Annotated in this window: 16 protein-coding genes and 1 tRNA gene; 9 read left to right on the forward strand and 8 right to left on the reverse strand. The window is 69.9% G+C overall.

Annotated elements, in window-relative coordinates; genetic code table 11:
* Positions 1 to 26: 26 nt before the first annotated feature.
* From RNB18_RS33840 to RNB18_RS33850, 3 genes are all read right to left on the reverse strand, one after another.
* Positions 27 to 3233: a Tat pathway signal protein gene (locus tag RNB18_RS33840; protein ID WP_311717914.1), complete on the reverse strand. Its 3207-nt coding sequence runs from the start codon at positions 3231 to 3233 to the stop codon at positions 27 to 29.
* A gap of 143 nt (positions 3234 to 3376) precedes the next feature.
* Positions 3377 to 4774: an NAD(P)/FAD-dependent oxidoreductase gene (locus RNB18_RS33845; protein ID WP_311717915.1), complete on the reverse strand. Its 1398-nt coding sequence runs from the start codon at positions 4772 to 4774 to the stop codon at positions 3377 to 3379.
* 11 nt (positions 4775 to 4785) lie between these two features.
* Positions 4786 to 5439, reverse strand: coding sequence for a rhomboid-like protein (locus RNB18_RS33850; protein WP_311717916.1), 654 nt, complete (start codon positions 5437 to 5439; stop codon positions 4786 to 4788).
* Between RNB18_RS33850 and RNB18_RS33855 the strand changes: the two genes are divergently transcribed.
* The 3 genes from RNB18_RS33855 to RNB18_RS33865 are packed head-to-tail and all read left to right on the forward strand — an operon-like array spanning position 5438 to position 7895.
* Complete coding sequence (locus RNB18_RS33855; protein ID WP_394817714.1) at positions 5438 to 6373, forward strand: aminoglycoside phosphotransferase family protein; 936 nt, start codon at positions 5438 to 5440, stop codon at positions 6371 to 6373. The two genes, RNB18_RS33850 and RNB18_RS33855, sit on opposite strands and share 2 nt — an antisense overlap.
* Positions 6370 to 6849, forward strand: a complete 480-nt coding sequence (locus RNB18_RS33860; RefSeq protein ID WP_311717918.1) for a GNAT family N-acetyltransferase — start codon at positions 6370 to 6372, stop codon at positions 6847 to 6849. Before RNB18_RS33855 ends, RNB18_RS33860 begins: the two co-directional genes overlap by 4 nt.
* Positions 6846 to 7895, forward strand: a complete 1050-nt coding sequence (locus RNB18_RS33865) for a DUF4037 domain-containing protein (protein WP_311717919.1) — start codon at positions 6846 to 6848, stop codon at positions 7893 to 7895. Before RNB18_RS33860 ends, RNB18_RS33865 begins: the two co-directional genes overlap by 4 nt.
* Before the next feature lie 18 nt (positions 7896 to 7913).
* On the opposite strand, the gene RNB18_RS33870 is transcribed toward RNB18_RS33865, so the two are convergent.
* Entirely contained in the window at positions 7914 to 9017 is a 1104-nt protein-coding gene (locus RNB18_RS33870) for an endonuclease/exonuclease/phosphatase family protein (RefSeq protein ID WP_311717920.1), read from the reverse strand.
* An 87-nt stretch (positions 9018 to 9104) separates the two neighbouring features.
* Between RNB18_RS33870 and RNB18_RS33875 the strand changes: the two genes are divergently transcribed.
* Complete coding sequence (locus tag RNB18_RS33875) at positions 9105 to 9800, forward strand: response regulator transcription factor (protein ID WP_311717921.1); 696 nt, start codon at positions 9105 to 9107, stop codon at positions 9798 to 9800.
* Positions 9793 to 10890, forward strand: a complete 1098-nt coding sequence (locus tag RNB18_RS33880; protein WP_311717922.1) for a sensor histidine kinase — start codon at positions 9793 to 9795, stop codon at positions 10888 to 10890. Before RNB18_RS33875 ends, RNB18_RS33880 begins: the two co-directional genes overlap by 8 nt.
* A 15-nt stretch (positions 10891 to 10905) precedes the next feature.
* On the opposite strand, the gene RNB18_RS33885 is transcribed toward RNB18_RS33880, so the two are convergent.
* Positions 10906 to 10979 (reverse strand) — tRNA-Thr (locus tag RNB18_RS33885).
* 174 nt (positions 10980 to 11153) lie between these two features.
* Here RNB18_RS33885 and RNB18_RS33890 point away from each other — a divergent pair.
* The 4 genes from RNB18_RS33890 to RNB18_RS33905 all read left to right on the forward strand — a co-directional run bounded on the left by RNB18_RS33890 (position 11154) and on the right by RNB18_RS33905 (position 15366).
* A complete protein-coding gene (locus tag RNB18_RS33890) occupies positions 11154 to 12443 on the forward strand; it encodes an RNA-guided endonuclease InsQ/TnpB family protein (protein ID WP_311717923.1) in 1290 nt (429 codons plus the stop codon).
* Between the two features lie 320 nt (positions 12444 to 12763).
* The gene (locus RNB18_RS33895) at positions 12764 to 13900 is read left to right on the forward strand and encodes an ABC transporter ATP-binding protein (RefSeq protein WP_020122889.1); all 1137 of its coding nucleotides are present in this window, start codon (positions 12764 to 12766) and stop codon (positions 13898 to 13900) included.
* Positions 13901 to 14116: 216 nt separating this feature from the next.
* Positions 14117 to 14575 carry a hypothetical protein gene (locus RNB18_RS33900; protein ID WP_311717924.1) on the forward strand — a complete coding sequence of 153 codons (459 nt, stop codon included), beginning with the start codon at positions 14117 to 14119 and terminating at the stop codon, positions 14573 to 14575.
* Between the two features lie 59 nt (positions 14576 to 14634).
* Positions 14635 to 15366: a nucleotidyltransferase family protein gene (locus tag RNB18_RS33905; protein ID WP_311717925.1), complete on the forward strand. Its 732-nt coding sequence runs from the start codon at positions 14635 to 14637 to the stop codon at positions 15364 to 15366.
* A gap of 60 nt (positions 15367 to 15426) precedes the next feature.
* On the opposite strand, the gene RNB18_RS33910 is transcribed toward RNB18_RS33905, so the two are convergent.
* The 3 genes from RNB18_RS33910 to cysS form a co-directional block, all read right to left on the reverse strand.
* Positions 15427 to 17040, reverse strand: a complete 1614-nt coding sequence (locus RNB18_RS33910; protein WP_311717926.1) for a DoxX family membrane protein — start codon at positions 17038 to 17040, stop codon at positions 15427 to 15429.
* A gap of 118 nt (positions 17041 to 17158) precedes the next feature.
* Positions 17159 to 18100 carry a 23S rRNA (guanosine(2251)-2'-O)-methyltransferase RlmB gene (rlmB, locus tag RNB18_RS33915; protein WP_311717927.1) on the reverse strand — a complete coding sequence of 314 codons (942 nt, stop codon included), beginning with the start codon at positions 18098 to 18100 and terminating at the stop codon, positions 17159 to 17161.
* Positions 18101 to 18202: 102 nt separating this feature from the next.
* Positions 18203 to 19600, reverse strand: coding sequence for a cysteine--tRNA ligase (gene cysS / locus RNB18_RS33920; protein WP_311717928.1), 1398 nt, complete (start codon positions 19598 to 19600; stop codon positions 18203 to 18205).
* Between the last annotated feature and the right edge of the window lie 21 nt (positions 19601 to 19621).

Genomic DNA, 19621 nt, shown 5'->3' on the forward strand with positions numbered 1-19621 from the left:
GGAGGCCGCCCCTTCGACACCTCACCTCACTTGGCGACGGCCTTCGTCGCCTTGCTCACCGCCGACCCGTCCTTGTGACCGGTGCGGCGCGCGACCACCTTCACGGTGATCTTCTTGCCCTTCTGGGCGGCCTTCAGCACCAGCGACGACTTGGTGGCCCCGCTGATCACCTTGCCGTTCGCGTACCACTGGTACGCGTACGAGGTCGCCGCCGGACTCCACGTCCCGTTGGACGTCTTCAGCGTCTTCCCCACCTTCGCGGTGCCGCTGATCACCGGCAGTTTGGTCGCCTTGGGCGCGTCGCCCTTGGCAGCGGTCACCGCGCCCGAGGTCGCCGTCCCGCTCTTCCAGCCGCTCTTGACCGCGGTGACGGTCACGGTGAGCTTCTTGCCGACGACCGCGGCGGCGACGGTGTACGTCTTCGCCGTGGCCCCGCTGATGGCCTTGCCGTCCGCCTTCCACTGGTACGTGTACGACGTCGGCGCCGCCGACCAACTGCCCGGCTCCGCCGTCACCTTGGCGCCGGTCTTGGCCGTCCCGGTGATCTTCGGCGCAGTCGTGCTGGTGAGCTGGGGCTCGGTGACGGTGAACGTGCCCTGCAGGAACTCGCAGCAGCCCGCGAACACGCTGACGTTCCAGGTGCCGGCCGCCACGCCCGTCAGATCGAGGGTCGCGGTCAGGGTCCGGTGGTCGGCGGAGACCGAGTCGGTCGTCGCGGTCAGGGTCTTGCCGCTCTGACCGAGCTGTACGGTCGCGCTCTGGGGCAGCGCGGTACCGGTCACCGTGAGCTTCACCTTGGTGCCGGCGACCCCGGTGGCGGGACCGACCGCCGTGACGCTCACCTTGTCCGGCCCGCAAAGTGCGAACGTGCAGGTCAGCTTGGCGCTGTAGGAGGTGGTGGAAGCCTTCTCCGGCAGGCCGAGCACGAGGACGCTGGGGCCGGTCCCCCAGGAGGAGCCGCCCGCCGCGCACTGCCAGCCGGACGGTGTGGACAGCGAACAGCCGTTGCTCCAGGACTTGTTGTAAAGCGCGGGCACCGCCGTGGTGGTCGCCCCGGTGGTGTCCGTGATCTCCATGTCGAAGCGGTCGAACCCGGCCGTCGGCAGCACCGCGCACACCGCGCTGTGCCGCTCGTCCAGCGTGCCGGTGACGGGCCCGTAGCCGTACGCCACCGAGGGCACCCGGGTGCACTCGGGCGCCGGTCCGTCCGCTGCCGCGACGCGCAGGGCGTCCAGGTGGTACTCGGGCGCCGCCTTCAGGGTGACCGGCGTCTGCACGACGACCTGGTGGGTGGTGGACCCGGTGACCGCGCAGGAGCGGTTGCGGAAGGAGCACTCGGAGCCGCCGTCACCGCCGAACACCGCGAGGTTGGCGGTGCCCAGGGCGTCCCGCACGTCGAGGTGCAGGGCGTCGGCGGCCGCGTCGGTGGTGACCTGGTGGCAGGTCAAGGTGCCCGGCTCGCCGGCCGCGCCGGTCACGGACGGGCCGCCGACCTTCGTCGCCGCGGTCTTCACGCAGCCCGCCGAGGCGGCGCTCGCGGTGACGTCCCGCCGGGCCAGCGTGTAGGCGGCGGCCAGGTCACGGCCGGTGACCAGCACGGTGTGGGCCTGGCCCGAGGTGAGCGGGCAGACCGTCCAGCCGTCGGTGGTGGAGGCCCGGTCGCAGACCTTCTTGCCGGTGGCGTCCAGGACGGAGAACCTCGCCGGTACCCCGCCGGAGGTGCCGACCAGCTGGAAGAGCTCCGCTCCCGTGTGCGCGTCGGCCGGAATACCCAGGCACTGCGAGAAGACGCCGCCACCGGTGGTCAGCGAGGCCTTCGCACCGTCGGCGGCGAAGCTGCCGGCCGGCAGGACCGGGCAGTCGTTCGCGGCGTCGGTGCGGTGGAAGGCGATCACGTACGGTCCGGTCGCGCCCTCGCCCTCGTCGTCGGTGTGCACCAGCGCCCGGTAGGGAGCCGTGCCGTCGAGCACGCAGTCACCGTCGGCGAGCTGGGTGGCGTCGCACCGGGCGACGCCGTCCCGGTCGTAGACCGCGATCTCCGCGTCCACGCCGGACGAGGACAGGGGGGTGAGCGCGGCGACGTGCGCGCCCTGCGGCATGTCCAGCGTCAGGCAGTCGTACTGTCCGACCGTGCTCAACTCGCCCTTGAAGACGCCCGTTTCGGCCGTCACGCATCCGGCGTCCGAGGCGCGGTCGAGCAGCAGCAGGTCGTCCGGGTCGGCCTCGTCGTAGGAAAAGGGGTACGCGCCTTCGAGGACCGCCGTATAGGTGCCCGCGGCCGGCAGCCGACACGGGTCGCTTTCCCGGCAGGCGATCTTCCCCTCGGCGTTGTACACCTCGACCGGCAGCGCGGAGTAGACGTCCACGGAGTGCACGAGATAGGTGCCCGCCTTGTCGACGGTGAAGCTGAAGCAGGGGTTGGTGCCGTAGTCCAGCCCTGTCGGCTTTCCGAAGGGTCGCAGGGACGCGGTACGGCAGCCCCGCGGGTCGGACAGCGAGCGCACCTTGACCGCGTACTCGGCGGGATAGCCGCTCCCGGCGTACCCCACCGTCGACAGCACCCGGTACGGGCCGTCGCCGGGCAGTACACAGCTGCGGGTGTCCTCGTCGTCCTCGGTGACCCGGGGGCAGATCCAGGCGCCGGTGGAGTCGGTGATCCACGCGAGGGTGTCGCCGTAGACCTTCGTCCCGTGCGTGAGGCGGACGCGCTCGCCCGGCTTGCCCGCGAACTCCTGGCAGTCGATCTCCAGTTGGCCGGTGGAGGTCCGGCTGACGGTGTCCAGGTCCCAGCCCGTGCCGACGGAGTCGAAGCAGCCCGGCGTGTCCGCGCCGAGCGGGACGACGGTGAACGAGGTCTGCGCCTCCGCCCAGCTGTTGTTGACGATCCTGAGCGTGTAGATGCCGGCGGCGGGCACCTGACACATGCCGCTCTGGGAGGACCGCTCGTTGTAGCAGTCGACTTCGGTGCCGTCGGCGGCCGACACCTGCGCGTAGGTGTCGTAGTTGTCGTCCGACACCAAATACAGACCCGCCGCCGAAGCCGTCAGCGTGAAGCAATGGCTGCCCTGACTCGGCGAGGTGGCCTTGTTCACCGCGCCCCCGGGATCCCCGAAGGACGCGAGCGCGAGCGGCGCGCACTCCTCGTCGGCGAGGTCGGCGGCCGCCGTGGGACCCGCCCCGGTCAGGCTCAACAACGAGGTGAGCAGCGCGAGAAGAGCGGTCAGGACAGCCATCCGTCTGTGTCTGCGCGCAGGCGGACAGGAGTCGTCGGCAGGCAAAGGATCCCCCCTGGATCAGTCAACGTTGAGGCGATAGTGACACAGGGGTCCGACAACGCACCCGTGAGTATCCAGAGGCTGTGGAAAGCGTTATCTGGTCAGTGCCGCCCCGCGATCCGGTCCGCCCACCGGGCCAGCCGGGACGACTCCGCGCGGTGGCTGGTGAGTTCGCGCCGGTCGGCCGTGCGGTAGGTGGCGTACATGCCCTGCACGCCCAGCCAGCGCAGCGGCTCCGGCTCCCACCTGCGCACCTTGTGACCGACCCACGGCAGTTCGGTGAACTCGGTCCGGCCGCCCTGCCCGGAGTCCTGCTGGACCAGGTCGCGCAGGGTCCGGGCGGCCAGGTTCGCGGTGGCGACGCCCGAACCGACGTAACCGCCCGCCCAGCCGACCCCCGTCGAACGGTCCAGCGTCACCGACGCGCACCAGTCGCGCGGCACACCGAGCACCCCCGACCAGGCGTGCGCGACCCTCGTCCCGGCCAGCATCGGGAAGAACCCCACAAGGATCTCCCGCAGCGCCTCGACCGTCGCCGCCTGCGTCCGCCCGTCGTTGTCGGTGCGCGAACCGAAGCGGTACGGCACCCCGCGCCCGCCCAGCGCGATCCGCCCGTCGGCGGTGCGCTGCGCGTACATGTAGGCGTGCGCCATGTCCCCCAGCGTCTGGCGCCCCTCCCAGCCGATCGCCGCCCACTGCGCGTCGGTCAGCGGCTCGGTCGCGATCATCGAGGAGTTCATGGGCAGCCAGGTCCGCCTCTGGCCCTTCAGGGCGGCGGTGAAGCCCTCGGTGCAACGCAGGACATAGGGCGCGCGGACGGTGCCGTACGGCGTGACCGCGTGCTTGGGCCGGATCTCCGTCACCGGCGTCTGCTCGTGGACGGTCACGCCCAGCGCCTCGACGGCCGCCGCGAGCCCCTTCACCAGCTTCACCGGGTGCACCCGCGCCCCGTGCGGCGTCCACGACGACCCCACCGCGTCCGCGACCCGGATCCGCTCGGCCGTCTCCCGCGCGCCGTACAGCTCACGGTCCTTCTCGCCGTACGACAGCTCGTGCTCGTGGAAGGCCCTCAGCCGCGCCAACTGCGCGGGCGTACGCGCGACTTCGAGGACGCCTCCCTTGTGGAGCCCGGCGTCGAAGCCCTCCTCGCCGACGACCCGGACGACCTCGTCGACGGTGTCGTTCATGGCCTTCTGCAGGCGTACGGCGGCCTCGTGGCCGTGCAGTTTCGCGTACCGGTCGCGGCCCGCGATGCCGTTGTAGAGCCAGCCACCGTTGCGCCCGGAGGCGCCGTAGCCGCAGAACTTCTGCTCCAGGACGGTGATCCGCAGGAAAGGCACGGCCTTCTTCAGGTAATACGCCGTCCACAGTCCCGTGTACCCGCCGCCGACGATCACCACGTCCGCCGACGCGTCACCACCGAGCGGCTCCCGCGCCTCGGGGAAGCCGTCGTCCGCGTACCAGAAGGAGATGCCGCCGTTCACGACCCTGCTGCTCATGGCCTGGGACGTTAACCCGCCGGCGCGGCCGCTGTCTCCTTCGGATTCCGTGCTCTTTCCCGCCCCGTCACCAGCGGACGACACCCGAACCCGATCAGCACCGACGTGAAATGCCCCAGATCGGTGAAGGTCCGCCCCGTCACCAACGGCACCCCGTACACGACGAGAACCGCGAACCCGTAGACGTACCGCCAAGGCGCCGGAATCCAGTACACGAGCACGGCGATCACCCCCGCCAGGGCGTAACTCACCCCGATGTCCAGCGTGTTGACCGCGGACACGGGCGCCATCCCGTGCCGGATCCCCCACAACAGAGCCCCCTCACTGATCAGCGTGGCCAATACGTGCGCCGCGGCACACACCGCCAGCCAGCGCGCGGTCCCCAGCCAGCGCTCCGCCGGCGCGTGGAAGACGGAATAGAGGACGACGTACGGCAGCCAGTGCCCGCCGTCGATCCACATCGCGCTGGCGATCAGCACCCGCACCGGATTGCTCGACAGCTCATGGATGTTGGTCGAGCGCTGCCGCAGGAACTCCTCCTCGAACTCCGGCGACATGTGGTGCAGCGCCACCGTCGTCACGAAGAGGACCGCCAGCCACACATAGGTGCCGGGGGCGCTGCGGATGTAGGCCCACACCCTGTGGGCACCCCGGTTAATTCGCATGAGGCGATTCACCCACGCCGGTAGGGTCCGGCACGTGATCGACATCCCGGAGGAACTGGCGGCGACACAGGAGCTCTACAACGGCGACAAGGGCCGGGAGTTCATCGCCGGGCTGCCGACCCTGATCGAGGACTTCCTGGAGCGCTGGCAGCTCAGACCGGACGGCTCCCCGATGCACGGCGTCGCCGCGCTGGTCCTGCCCGTCGTCCGCCGGGCCGACGGCACCCGGGCCGCCCTCAAACTCCAGCTCCTCGACGAGGAGAGCGCCGGTGAACCCGTCGCCCTACGCCTGTGGGACGGCGACGGCGCGGTCCGCCTCCTCGACCACGACCCGGTCACCCACACCATGCTCCTGGAGCGCCTCGACTCCACCCGCATGCTGTCCACCCTGCCCGGCACCCGAGACGCGGTCCTCGTCATCGCCGGTCTGCTCGCCCACCTGACGGCGGGGCCCGCCCCCGCCGGAATGCGCCGGCTCGGCGACATGGCGCGAGCCATGCTGGACCGGACCCCCGAGGCCCTCAAGCGCCTCCCCGACCCGGAGGTCCGCCGTACCGTCGCCGACTGCGCCGCCGCCGTACGCGAGGTCGTGGACGAACCCGGCGACCGGCTCCTGCACTGGGACCTGCACGACGAGAACGTCCTCGCCTCCGAACGCGCGCCCTGGCTCGCCATCGACCCCAAACCCCTCGCCGGCGACCCCGGGTTCGAGCTCTGGCCCGCCCTCGACAACCGCTTCGACGCCGACGAGATCACCTGGCGCTTCGACGCCATGACCGACGTCCTCGGCCTGGACCGCGCACGCGCGCGTGCCTGGACCCTGGGACGGCTGCTCCAGAACAGCCTCTGGGACATCGAGGACGGCCGCCCCATAGAACCCCGCCAACTCGAAATCGCCCACCGCCTGCGCACCCACCGGAGCCGACAGCCGTGATCCGCCCCGCCACCCCCGCCGACATCCCCGAGATCCACACCCTCATCCGCGAACTCGCAGAATACGAAAGGGCGCTGGAAGAGGCGAAGGCGACCGAGAAGCAACTCCACGAAGCTCTCTTCGGCCCCCGCCCCGCGGCCTACGCACACGTCGCGACCGACGACTCGACCGGCGCCGTGATCGGCTACGCGATCTGGTTCCTCAACTTCTCCACCTGGCGCGGAGTCCACGGCATCTACCTGGAGGACCTCTACGTCCGCCCCACGGCCCGCGGCGGCGGCCACGGCAAAGCCCTGCTCACCGAACTCGCCCGCATCTGCGTCGAGCGCGGCTACCAGCGCCTCGAATGGTCCGTCCTGAACTGGAACACCCCCGCGATCGACTTCTACCAGGCCCTCGGCGCCCGCCCCCAGGACGAATGGACGGTGTACCGCCTGACCGACGAGGCCCTCGCAAAGGCATCCGGCGCCTCGTGAGCACACCGGCGTTCATCCCCGGCCTCGAGCTCTCCCGCCGCTTCTACGCCGAGGCCGTGGGCCCCTTACTGGAGGAGGCCGCCCCGGGCATCCCGCACTCCGCAGCGCGCATCGGCCCCGGCTCCGAAGTCCTCGGCTACGACACCCCGCGCTCCGCCGACCACGAATGGGGCCCGCGCCTCCAGATCTTCCTGCGCTCCCAGGACGTCCCGCGCCACGCGGGCCGTATCGGAGACGTCCTCTCCGAACACCTCCCGAAGACCTTCCACGGCTTTCCCACACACTTCGCGCCCACCGGCGAGACCCGCGACATCCGCGCCATGCGCACCACCGACGGCCCCGTCCACCACCGCGTCGAGGTCACCCACGTCTCCTCGTGGTTCACCGACACGCTCGGCTTCGACCCGACCCGCCCGATCACCCCCGCCCACTGGCTCGGCACCCCCACCCAACGCCTCGCCGAGGTCACCGCCGGAGCCGTCTTCCACGACGGCCTTCACGTCCTCACCCCCGCCCGCGCCGCCCTTCGCTGGTACCCCCACGACCTGTGGCTCCACGTCCTGGCCCGCCAGTGGCAGCGCATCTCCCACGAGGAGGCCTTCGTCGGCCGCTGCGGCGAGGTCGGCGACGAACTCGGCTCGGCCGTCGTCGCCGCCCGCCTGACCCGCCACCTGATGCGCCTGTGCCTCCTCATGGACCGCCGCTACCCGCCGTACGGCAAATGGCTCGGCAGCGCCTTCGCCCACACCACCGCGGGCGACCGCCTCACCCCGGTCCTCAGGGCCGCCCTCGCGGCCACCGACTGGCACGACCGCGAGCACCATCTCGCCGCCGCCTACGAAACGGTCGCCCGCCTGCACAACCAGCTCGGCCTCACCGACCGGGTCGACCCGACAACAAGGCCGTACCACTCACGCCCCTTCCGCGTCCTGCGCGCGGAACGGTTCGCGCAGGCCCTCACAGCCCGTGTCGCCGACCGGTCGATCCGGGAACTGCCGCTGCCGGAACCGCCGGACACCGAACCGGAGATCCCGCCGCAGCCGTAGAGAGCCTTTGCGCGGGTTTCACCAGCTGATTCCGGCCGCCACCGGTCGGTGGTCGCTGCCGGTGGGCGGCAGCACCCAGGAGCTCTCCGGCTCCACACCGCGCACCAGGATCTGGTCGATCCGCGCCACCGGGAACGTCGCCGGCCAGGTGAAACCGAAGCCGTCCCCGGCCGCGTCCTGGACCGAGCGCAGCCGCGAGGTCAGGCCGGCGAGCGCGCGGTCGTCCGTGGTGCCGTTCAGGTCGCCGAGCAGCACCAACCGCCCGTTCGGCTCGGCGGCCACGGCCTTGGCCAGCGCCTTCGCGTTGCGGTCCCGGCTGTCCGTCCAGAAGCCGGACCTGGGCATCACGCGTACGGACCCCAGATGGACCACATACACCGCCAGCGGACCCCGGCTCGTCGCCACCGTGGCGCGCAGTGCGCGGTTGTAGGGCAACTTGGCGGCGGCCGGCTTGCTGTCCCCCAGCGGCCCGGCGTCCATCTCGGTGTCGACCGGCCGGACGTCCGACAGCGGCAGCCTGCTCCACAGCCCGACCGTGCCGAGCACCGCGTGGTACGGATACGCCTCCGCCAGAGCCTTCTCGTACACCGGCCTCGCCTGCGGGGTGATCTCCTCCAGGCCCAGCACGTCCGCCCCGGAGGCGACCAGGTCGCGGGCGGTGCCCGCCGGGTCGGCGTTGTCAGCACCGACGTTGTGGCCGGCCACCACGAGGTCACCGCCCGAGTGGGACCTGTCGCCGAGCAGCCCGCCGAAGAGACTCACCCACACCGTGACCGGCAGCAGCAGCGCGACCACCGCGGAGGCGGAGCGACGCCACAGCGCCCCGGCCAGCAGCACAGGCACGAACAGTCCGAACCACGGCAGGAAGGTCTCCACCAGGCTTCCGAGACCCCCGTAGTCCGTGATCTCCGCATGCAGCAGCATGAGCAGACCGAGCAGCACCGCCAGCGCCGCCAGCACCGGGCCACGCTTCCATGGACCCGGCCGGGAGCAGGCCCGGAACACCCGACGGATGCCGGCCCGCCGGACACCGGAGGCGGCGTCCCCACCACCGGAGCCACCCTGTGGGAACGGGTGAGTCCGGCGGGTCGCTGTCCGTACCGAAGGCGGGTTTCTCGTCATGGGACCAGTCAAGACAGCGCGCTGTTGCCGGCACGTATGCGGTTTTCGATACGCCCGCAATATGCGCCCACTCGTAGCATCGAAGGCATGCGTGTGTTGATCGTCGAGGACGAGCTCTACATGGCAGAAGCCATCCGCGATGGCCTACGCCTGGAAGCGATCGCCGCCGACATCGCAGGCGACGGCGACACCGCACTGGAACTGCTGAGCACCAACACCTACGACATCGCCGTCCTCGACCGGGACATCCCCGGACCCTCCGGTGACGAGATCGCCAAACGCATCATCGACTCCGGCAGCGGCATGCCGATCCTCATGCTGACCGCCGCCGACCGCCTCGACGACAAGGCCACCGGCTTCGAACTCGGCGCCGACGACTACCTCACCAAACCCTTCGAACTCCAGGAACTCGTACTCCGGCTCCGAGCACTCGACCGCAGACGTGCCCACAGCAGACCGCCCGTCCGGGAGATCGCGGGTCTGCGTCTGGACCCGTTCCGCAGAGAGGTCTACCGGGACGGCCGCTACGTCGCGCTGACCCGGAAACAGTTCGCCGTGCTCGAGGTCCTCGTCGGCGCCGAAGGCGGCGTCGTCAGCGCCGAGGAACTCCTGGAACGCGCATGGGACGCGAACGCCGACCCCTTCACCAACGCCGTACGCATCACCGTCTCGGCCCTGCGCAAGCGTCTCGGCGAACCCTGGATCATCGCCACCGTGGCCGGCGTCGGCTACCGCATCGACACGCAGCCGGGGGCCGGACCCGAGGGAGAAGACCGTGGATAGAGCACCAGGTCTGAGTGTCCGCCTCAAACTCACCCTCAGCTACGCCGGCTTCCTCATGCTCGCGGGCATCCTGGCCATCGCCACCGTGGGGATGTTCCTCCTGCGAAAGGGGGAGCTGGGATTCAACGAACGGGGGGCGGTGCAAGCGACTCCGGGCACCATGTTCCTGAAGGGCTTCGCCCCGACGGCAGCCGGAGCAATGACGCTCCTGCTGATATTCGGCCTCCTGGGAGGATGGATCCTCGCCGGCCGGATGCTCGCCCCCCTGAACCGCATCACAGACGCCACCCGCACGGCCACCACCGGGTCCCTCTCCCACCGGATCCGGCTACCGGGCCGCAAGGACGAGTTCCGCGAACTCGCCGACGCCTTCGACACCATGCTCGCGCGCCTCGAAGCACACGTCGCCGAACAACGGAGATTCGCGGCCAACGCCTCGCACGAGTTGCGCACCCCGCTGGCGGTCTCCAAGGCACTACTCGACGTCGCCCGCACCGATCCCCACCGCGACACCGGCGAACTCATCGACCGCCTCCACACCGTCAACACCCGGGCGATCGACCTCACCGAAGCGCTGCTCCTGGCCAGCCGCGCCGAGCGGCGGTCGTTCACCCGCGAACGCGTCGACCTGTCCCTCCTGGCCGAAGAAGCCACCGAAACCCTTCTTCCCCTCGCGGAAAAGCACGGCGTCACCCTCGAAACCAGCGGCGAGATCACCACCACGACCGGATCACCGGCACTTCTGCTCCAGCTGACCACGAACCTCGTGCACAACGCGATCGTCCACAACCTGCCCGACCAGGGCACCGTGTGGGTCACCACCGACGCCCGCCCCGGGACGGTGACGCTCACCGTCGAGAACACCGGCGAGCAGCTCGCCCCGGAACTGATCTCGACCCTCACCGAGCCCTTCCAGCGCGGCACCGAACGCATCCACACCGACCACGCGGGCGTCGGCCTCGGCCTGGCCATCGCCAAGACCATCACCCACGCCCACGACGGAACGCTCACCCTGACCCCGCGCCCCACCGGCGGACTCCGCATCAGCGTGGAGCTGCCAACACAAAACCCCAGGTCAGATGGTGTCTGACCTGGGGTTCGACAGAGCCCCCTGTCGGATTCGAACCGACGACCCTTCCCTTACAAGGGGAATGCTCTGGCCAGCTGAGCTAAGGAGGCACCGCGTACTGGAACACGCACGCGGAGGCTGCACCACTCTACACAGAGCCCGTTTCCCCGAGCCACGAAGTTCCGCACTCCACACGCTCCCAAAACCGTGCGTAACCATCCGCGCACCCGTTCGTTGATCGAGCTGACGTGCTGTTCCGAAGATCGGATCGTCAGGGAGGGGTCATGGGGGAGACAGAGACCGAGCGCGTCAAGCGCGAGGTCTTCGGCATCGGCGAGCGCCGGAAGCACCACACACGCAAGGCGACTCCGCTGAAGTCCCACGCCAAGGCGCCTGACACGCATCACCGCCTCTATCGGTTCCGCTTCTATCCGACCGAGGAGCAGGCCGAGCAGTTGGAGCGGACGTTCGGAGCCTGTCGGTGGGTCTACAACGAGGGGCTGGCGCTGCGTTCGGGGGCCTGGGAGCGGTATCGGGTGAATGTGGGGTTCGCGGAGACGTGTCGGGCGTTGACCGGCTGGAAGCGGAAGGACGCGACGGCGTGGTTGAAGGATGTGTCGTCGACGGTGCTTCAGCAGTCGCTGCGTCATCTGGATCAGGCGTACGGCCGTTTCTTCAAGGGTGAGGCCAGGTATCCGAGGCGGAAGAAGAAGGGGCGTTCGAGGGATACGGCGACGTATGTGCGTACGGGGTTCAAGTGGGTGGAAGATCCTGGGCGGCCGGGGACTGGGCTGATCACATTGGCGAAGCAGTCGGTGCCGTTGGACATCCGGTGGTCTCGGGCGTTGCCTGCCGAGGAAGTTCCGGTGCGGTTGTCGGTGACGCGGGATCGGGCCGGCCGGTACTTCGTGTCCGTGCTGGTGGAGGAGCGGATAGCTCCGCTGCCTGTGGTGTTCGTGCCGGGGACGCGGGAGCCGAAGGCCGTGGGGGTGGATGTCGGGCTGGCGTCACTGGTGATCCTGGATGACGGGACGAAGTTCGATCATCCGCGGTTGTTGAAGCGGTACGCGGAGAAGTTGGCGCGGTTGCAGCGGGAGCTGCACCACAAGGTGCGGGGATCGAAGAATCGGCAGAAGGTTCGGGAGAAGATCGCGCGGCTGTACGCCCTGATCAGTGACGTACGCAGGGACATGCTGAACCAGCTCACCACCCGCCTCGTGCGCGAGAACCAAGTGCTCGTGGTGGAAGACCTGTCGGTCAGGACTTTGATGCGGGTGGCGCGCGGTAAGGGGCGTGGGCGGAAGGCGAAGCTGAATCAGGCGATCATGGACGCCTCGTGGGGAGAGTTGCTACGGCAGCTGCGCTACAAGTGCGAGTGGTACGGCCGGACGCTGGTGGTTGTAGATCGCTTCTTCCCCTCGACACGGCGGTGCTCCGCCTGCCATGTCACGGGGCCAAGACTGGACGTCTCGGTTCGCAAGTGGACGTGCGCCGGGTGTGGGGCCCTGCACGATCGTGATGTGAACGCTGCCGTGAACCTCAGGGACGAGGGTTTGCGTTTGCTGGCCGCGTAGAGCGCGGCTACTGCAGTACGGACCGACGGGCCGTCGGCCGAAATGCCTGTGGAGTCCGTGTAAGACCGGTCAGGCCCAGCTCACCGTGGCTGTGCGTGACTGGCAGTGGGTGTTGAAGCAGGAAGCCGCTGGGCAAGGTCAAAAGTAAGTTGCTCTGCCCCGTTCGAAAGTTTCCGCGAAGTTCACAGTCCTCCAGGTACTGACATACGCGTGAACCCCAGGTACCGTCCTGAGCCAGTCCACTCGTGTGGACTACACCACCACCTTCCTACAACGGATCGTCCGGCACGTTCCTGCCGGTAGAAGGGGGCCTCTGAGCCATGGCCACTGTTTCGTTCGACAAGGCGACCCGCATTTACCCGGGTTCCACGAAGCCCGCCGTCGACGGTCTCGACATCCACATCGAGGACGGCGAGTTCCTCGTCCTGGTCGGCCCGTCCGGCTGTGGCAAGTCCACCTCGCTCCGCATGCTGGCGGGGCTCGAGGACGTCAACGGCGGCGCCATCCGCATCGGCGACCGCGACGTGACGCACCTGCCGCCGAAGGACCGGGACATCGCCATGGTGTTCCAGAACTACGCGCTCTACCCGCACATGACCGTCGCCGACAACATGGGCTTCGCGCTCAAGATCGCCGGCATCAACAAGGCGGAGATCCGGCAGAAGGTCGAGGAGGCCGCGAAGATCCTCGACCTCACCGAGTACCTGGACCGCAAGCCGAAGGCCCTCTCCGGCGGTCAGCGCCAGCGTGTCGCGATGGGCCGCGCCATCGTGCGTGAGCCCCAGGTCTTCCTCATGGACGAGCCGCTGTCCAACCTGGACGCCAAGCTCCGTGTGTCGACGCGTACGCAGATCGCCTCGCTCCAGCGCCGTCTCGGCATCACCACCGTCTACGTCACCCACGACCAGGTCGAGGCCATGACGATGGGCGACCGCGTGGCCGTGCTCAAGGACGGTCTGCTCCAGCAGGTCGACTCCCCGCGCAACATGTACGACCGCCCGGCGAACCTCTTCGTCGCCGGCTTCATCGGCTCCCCGGCGATGAACCTCGTCGAGGTCCCGATCACCGACGGCGGTGTGAAGTTCGGCAACAGCGTGGTGCCCGTCAACCGCGAGGCCCTCAAGGCCGCCTCCGACAAGGGTGACACCACGGTGACCGTGGGTGTCCGCCCCGAGCACTTCGACATCGTCGAGCACAACGGCGCCGCCGCCTCGGCCCTCTCCAAGGACACCGAGGACGCCCCGGCCGGTCTCGCGGTCTCCGTGAACGTCGTCGAGGAGCTCGGCGCCGACGGCTACGTCTACGGCTCCGCCAAGGTCGACGGCGAACTGAAGGACCTGGTCGTCCGCGTCAGCGGCCGCGCGGTCCCGGAGAAGGGCGCCACGCTGCACGTCGTGCCGCGTCCGGGCGAGACCCACGTGTTCTCGACCTCCACGGGCGAGCGCCTCACCGACTGAGGACGAACGGCAGCAATTCACCCAGGTTGACGAAGAGGGCCCCGCAGACCAGCTGCGAGGCCCTTTTCGCGTCCGGAGGTTGTCGACAAATACCCCGGCACACCGGTCATTTCGAGCAGTGTGCGTCAACGCCCTACCCAAAAATCGGCACCATCTCATCCCCCGAACCGGTGACTAAATGTCGCCAAATCATTACCGCACGCTACCCTCACACGCGTGAAGCACACCACTAACCAACAGACGCGACGCGGCCGGGGCCCCGCCCGCCGTATCGGCCGCTCCCTTGCCCTTGTCCTGCCCGTCGTCCTGGTGCTCTCCGGGACCCTCGCGGTCACCCGAGTCAACTGGTCGGGGGATCCGTCGAGCTCCTCGGTGCTCACCGCCGCGGACGCCACGGTCTCGGACAGCAAGCCGCGCAGCGCACCCCTCGCGCCGCAGGACGTCCTGCGCGAGCAGCTCCTGACCGAGCTCCAGGAGAAGAACCCGGGCACCGCCCTCACGCACCTTCAGGAGGCCGTGAACGAGCGTCCGTCGCTTGCCAGGCACTGCGTGTCCATCGCCAAGGCCCTGGGCCGCGCGGCGGTCCGTGTGTACGGCCCCACGCGTGCACAGTCGTACGCCCGCCCGGTCTGCGACACGTCCTTCGCGACGGGTGTGGCGGCCGCGCACAGCTGACTCCTTGAGAGGGGATGCCGACCTGAGTCGGGGAAGGGGCGCGCCGTAGAGTTCCGGTCATGACCGATCCGAACGCCGCGTCCCGTCCCACCCAGGCCGTGATCCTGGCCGGCGGCCAGGGTTCCCGGCTGCGTCCCTACACCGACGACCGGCCCAAGCCGATGGTCGAGATTCCCGGTACGGGGACTCCGATCATCGGCCATCAGCTTGTCTGGCTCGCCGAGGAGGGCGTGACGGACGTCGTGGTCAGCTGTGGGCATCTCGCCGAGGTGCTTCAGGACTGGCTGAAGACGGCCGAGCTGCCGGTGCGCGTCCAGACGGTCATCGAGGCGGAGCCGCTCGGGCGGGGTGGCGGTCTGAAGTACGCGGCCGCGCATCTGCCGCATCCGGAGCGGGCGTGGTACGCGACGAACGGTGACATCTGGACCCGTTTCTCGCTGCGCGACATGGCGGACTTCCACACCGAGCGCGACGCGCTCGCGACGCTCGCGCTGGCGCGGCCGCGGATTCCGTGGGGGGCGGTGCAGACCGACGGGTTCGGGCACATCACGGACTTCATCGAGGCGCCGCCGTCGACGTTCGAGATCAACGCGGGTGTGTATGTCTTCTCGCCCGGGTTCGCCGATCTGCTGCCGGAGCGGGGGGATCATGAGCGGACGACGTTTCCCACGCTTGCGCGTGAGCTGCGGCTGGCCGGGTTCCCGATCCCTCAGGGGTCGTACTGGCGGGCCATTGACACGGCGAAGGATCTGACCGAGGCGGCGAAGGAGTTGGCGGCGCTCGGTCGATAGAGACATGGGCCCATGTCTCTCAGCCGGTGGGCTTGCCCAGTACGTCGCCCACCGGCCCGCCTACCCCAACAGGCCGCCCACCAGGCCCGGTTCGCCGGAGGAGGAGCCTCCTGTGTCGGAGCCGCCTGTTGAGCCGCCGGAGGTGCTGGTGCCGCCGGTGGGGCCCGATGTGGTGCTGGGGGCCTGCTGGGCCGGTGGGGACTGCTGGGACGAGGTCTGGCCCGTGGTGCCCTGGGTCTGGCTGGGCGAGCCGCCGGCGGTGGCGCCGGTGTCGCGGGTGGCGTCGGGGACGGCCGAGGTGCCGGCGGACGGATCGCTGGTGGCGCCCTGGCTCGGCGAGGTGGACGCCGACGGGCTCTTCTTGCGGGCCTTGGGGGAGTCCTGCGGGAGCGGGGAGCCGGGCAGTTCGTTGCGCGGGGCCTCGCCGGGGCCGGGGACGATCACCCGGTCGGCGTCCCGGACGGCACCGCCGAGGACGGAGCCGATCAGGAGGGTGAGGCCGGTGGCGATGGCCGTGATGAGGGCGCCGCGGCGCAGGACGTAGCGGCGCAGCTCCCAGATGTCGGAGAGGGGTCCGAGGCGGCGCCAGGCGCTGCCCGCGAGGCGGCCGTCGATGGAGTAGACGGGGGCGCCGGCGATGATCAGCGGGGACCAGGCGGCGAGGTAGATGATGTCGGGGGTGTCGTAGGCGGGGACGCTCTTCCAGCTGACGGTGACGAGGAGCGCGGCGGACAGGCCTGCGCCGACGACCGCGGCGACGCGCTGCCAGCAGCCCAGGATCGTCAGGACGCCCACGATGACCTGGAAGAAGGCGATGACGAGGCCGGAGCCGACGGGGTGCTGGAGGGCGAACTGGCGCAGTGGTTCGGCCACTTCCCATGGGTGCAGGGTGTTGAGCCACTTGACCATGGAGCCGCGTTTGCCGCCGTCGAAGTAGACGGGGTCGCAGAGCTTGCCCATGCCGGCGTAGATGGAGATGAAGCCGAGGAAGATCCGGAGCGGGAGGAGGACGACGCCCAGGTTCATCCGGCGGCCCGGGTAGTACGCGTGCCGCGCGGCTTCGTCGTTCTGCCGCCTCGTGGCGCGGTCGGCGGGGGTCTCGTCGAGGCTGTCGTCGAACTCCTCGCCCGCGTAGGCGGGTTCGTCGTACGCGCTGCCGCCTGTGCGCATGTGGGGCAGGAGTCGGGTGCCGTCGCCGACGGGTGTGCGTTGGGCGCCGACGACCGGGGTCTCCATGGTCTGGGCCAACTCGCCGCCGTAGTCGGCCTGGTAGCCGTGGTCGACGTCGATGCGGGGGATGACCTGGGTGGCTCCGGCGTCGGCGGCGGGCGGCTCGGCATGGCCGACGCTGCCGCCTCGCACGGCCTGGAGCAGGCGGTGGGCGCCGGTGTCGTCGGGGGCGGACCTGCCGCTCCACACGACGGGCCGACGGCGCCCCGCGGCGCCGACGGCCGGCATCCGGGCGGTTTCCTCAGCGGCGATCAAGTGCCGTGCGATCCGCGGGGATTGGGCGCGTCTCGTCGACGCGCCCAACTGCACGCGGAAGCTCGCATGATTGACGATGATCTGCGCCGGATCGCTCGGCACCTTCACCATGCTCAGCGCGGGAGCGTCGTCGAAGCCCGACGGGCCGTCCCCCGTGGGTGTGCGGGGTGTTCTGGTGTCCACACTCATCTAACCGAGTGACGTGTGCTTAGGACACTGCTTTGACTCGCCGGATCTGTCCGGACCCCGTCAAGCTTGCCCCGTACGCCAGGAACACCCCATGTGGGGGACTGCGCCGAACAGCCGTTCAGGCCCGCCGACGAGCCGCCTCGTACAGCACGATTCCCGCCGCCACACCGGCGTTCAGCGACTCGGCGCCGCCCGGCATCGGGATTCGCACCCGGTAGTCGCAGGTCTCGCCGACGAGGCGGGACAGGCCCTTGCCCTCGCTGCCGACCACGATGACGACGGGACCACCGAGGGCTGCCAGCTCACCGATCTCGTGCTCGCCGTCGGCGGCGAGGCCGACGACCGCGATGCCCTGCTTCTTGTACGCCTCCAGCGCGCGCGTCAGGTTGGTGCAGCGGGCGACGGGGGTGCGGGCGGCCGTACCGGCGGACGACTTCCACGCACCGGCGGTCATGCCGGCCGCGCGCCGTTCGGGCACGAGGACGCCGTGGCCGCCGAAGGCGGAGACGGAGCGTACGGCGGCACCGAGGTTGCGCGGGTCGGTCACGCCGTCGAGGGCCACGATCAGTGGATCCTGCCCCTCGTCGTAGGCGGCGCCCGCGAGGTCCTCGGGGTGGGCGTACTCGTACGGCGGGACCTGGAGGACCAGGCCCTGGTGGTTGAGTCCGTTGGTCATGCGGTCGAGCTCGGGGCGGGGGGCCTCCATGAGGTGGACGCCGCCGCGGTCGGCGACGAGCTGGAGCGCCTCGCGCACCCGCTCGTCGTTGTCGATGAACTGCTGGACGTAGAGCGTCACCGCGGGCACGCCCTCGCGCAGCGCCTCGACGACGGGGTTGCGGCCGACGACCATCTCCGAGGTGCCCTTGCCGCCCCGGCCGCGCGCCACGGGACGGCGTACCGCCTGCTTCGCCTTGGCGTTGGCGACACGGTTCTTCTTGTGGCCCTTGCGCATCTCGGCGGGCGGGGTCGGCCCCTTGCCCTCCAGGCCCCTGCGCCGCTGGCCGCCGCTGCCGACCTGCGCGCCCTTCTTGCCGGACATGCGGCGGTTGTTGGCTGCCATGACCTACCTGTTCTACGTGAGTGTCTGTGTCGGTGAAGTGTTCGTACGTCTATGCAGTGTGCCGCCCGGAGGGCCGGGCGGCACAATCGATCAAGAAAGGGGCTAGCGGGGACCCAGTGTCCAGCGCGGTCCCTGCGGACCGTCCTCGATGGTCAGCCCCGACTGGCTCAGCTGGTCGCGGATGGCGTCCGCGGTGGCCCAGTCCTTGCGGGCGCGGGCCGCCTCCCGCTGGTCGAGGACCAGGCGCACGAGGCTGTCCACGACGCCGTGCAGGTCGTCGCCGCGGTCGGACTCGCCGGCCCAGTGCGCGTCGAGCGGGTCGAGGCCGAGGACGCCGAGCATGGCGCGCACCTCGGCGAGGCGGGCCACCGCGGCTTCCTTGTCGTCGGCCGCGAGGGCGCTGTTGCCCTGCCGGACGGTGGTGTGCACGATGGCGAGGGCCTGCGGCACGCCCAGGTCGTCGTCCATCGCCTCGGCGAACGCGGGCGGCACCTCGGCGGCGGGCTCCACGGGACCGGCCTTCTCGACCACCCGCTGCACGAAGCCCTCGATTCGCGCGAACGCCGACTCGGCCTCGCGCAGGGCGTCCTCGCTGTACTCGATCATCGAGCGGTAGTGCGGGGTGCCGAGGTAGTAGCGCAGCACGATCGGCCGCCACTCCTCGACCATCTCGGACACGAGCACCGAGTTGCCCAGCGACTTGGACATCTTGTCGCCGGCCATGGTGACCCAGGCGTTGTGCACCCAGTACTGCGCGAAGTCGTCGCCGAAGGCCTTGGCCTGGGCGATCTCGTTCTCGTGGTGCGGGAAGATCAGGTCGAGGCCGCCGCCGTGGATGTCGAAGGCGGTGCCCAGGTACTTGTGGGCCATCGCCGAGCACTCCAGGTGCCAGCCGGGGCGGCCGCGGCCCCACGGCGTGGGCCAGGTCGGCTCACCCGGCTTGGCGGACTTCCACATGGCGAAGTCACGCGGGTCCCGCTTGCCGGTCTCGCCGTCGCCGGACGGCTGGAGCAGGTTGTCCAGCTCCTGCCGCGACAGCTCCAGGTAGCCCGGGAAGGAACGCACGTCGAAGTAGACGTTGCCGTCGGACTCGTAGGCGTGGCCGCGCTCGATGAGGCCCTGCATCATCTCGACCATCTCGGTCACGTGCCCGGTGGCACGCGGCTCGTAGGTGGGCGGGAGGCAGCCGAGGGCGGCGTAGCCGTCGTTGAACGCGCGCTCGTTCTCGTACCCGATCGACCACCAGGGGCGCTTCTGCTCGGCCGCCTTGGCGATGATCTTGTCGTCGATGTCGGTGACGTTGCGGATGAACGTGACGTCGTAGCCGCGGTACTGGAACCAGCGGCGCATGATGTCGAAGTTCAGGTAGGAGCGGACGTGCCCGATGTGCGGGGCTGCCTGCACGGTGGCACCACACAGGTAGATCGAGACACAGCCCGGCGTGAGCGGGGCGAAGTCACGGATCTGCCGGGCGCTGGTGTCGTACAGGCGAATAGTCACGGGACCTAGGGTAGTGGGCCG

It is taken from the genome of Streptomyces doebereineriae (assembly GCF_031845645.1).
GTDB classification, from domain to species: Bacteria; Actinomycetota; Actinomycetes; order Streptomycetales; family Streptomycetaceae; genus Streptomyces; species Streptomyces canus.

Coding starts and splice junctions, on each gene's coding strand:
- RNB18_RS33840 (WP_311717914.1), bottom strand. CDS start 3,233: ATGGCTGTCCTGACCGCTCTTCTCGCGCTGCTCACCTCGTTGTTGAGC.
- RNB18_RS33845 (WP_311717915.1), bottom strand. CDS start 4,774: ATGAGCAGCAGGGTCGTGAACGGCGGCATCTCCTTCTGGTACGCGGAC.
- RNB18_RS33855 (WP_394817714.1), top strand. CDS start 5,438: ATGAGGCGATTCACCCACGCCGGTAGGGTCCGGCACGTGATCGACATC.
- RNB18_RS33850 (WP_311717916.1), bottom strand. CDS start 5,439: ATGCGAATTAACCGGGGTGCCCACAGGGTGTGGGCCTACATCCGCAGC.
- RNB18_RS33870 (WP_311717920.1), bottom strand. CDS start 9,017: ATGACGAGAAACCCGCCTTCGGTACGGACAGCGACCCGCCGGACTCAC.
- RNB18_RS33875 (WP_311717921.1), top strand. CDS start 9,105: ATGCGTGTGTTGATCGTCGAGGACGAGCTCTACATGGCAGAAGCCATC.
- RNB18_RS33890 (WP_311717923.1), top strand. CDS start 11,154: ATGGGGGAGACAGAGACCGAGCGCGTCAAGCGCGAGGTCTTCGGCATC.
- RNB18_RS33895 (WP_020122889.1), top strand. CDS start 12,764: ATGGCCACTGTTTCGTTCGACAAGGCGACCCGCATTTACCCGGGTTCC.
- RNB18_RS33905 (WP_311717925.1), top strand. CDS start 14,635: ATGACCGATCCGAACGCCGCGTCCCGTCCCACCCAGGCCGTGATCCTG.
- RNB18_RS33910 (WP_311717926.1), bottom strand. CDS start 17,040: ATGAGTGTGGACACCAGAACACCCCGCACACCCACGGGGGACGGCCCG.
- rlmB (WP_311717927.1), bottom strand. CDS start 18,100: ATGGCAGCCAACAACCGCCGCATGTCCGGCAAGAAGGGCGCGCAGGTC.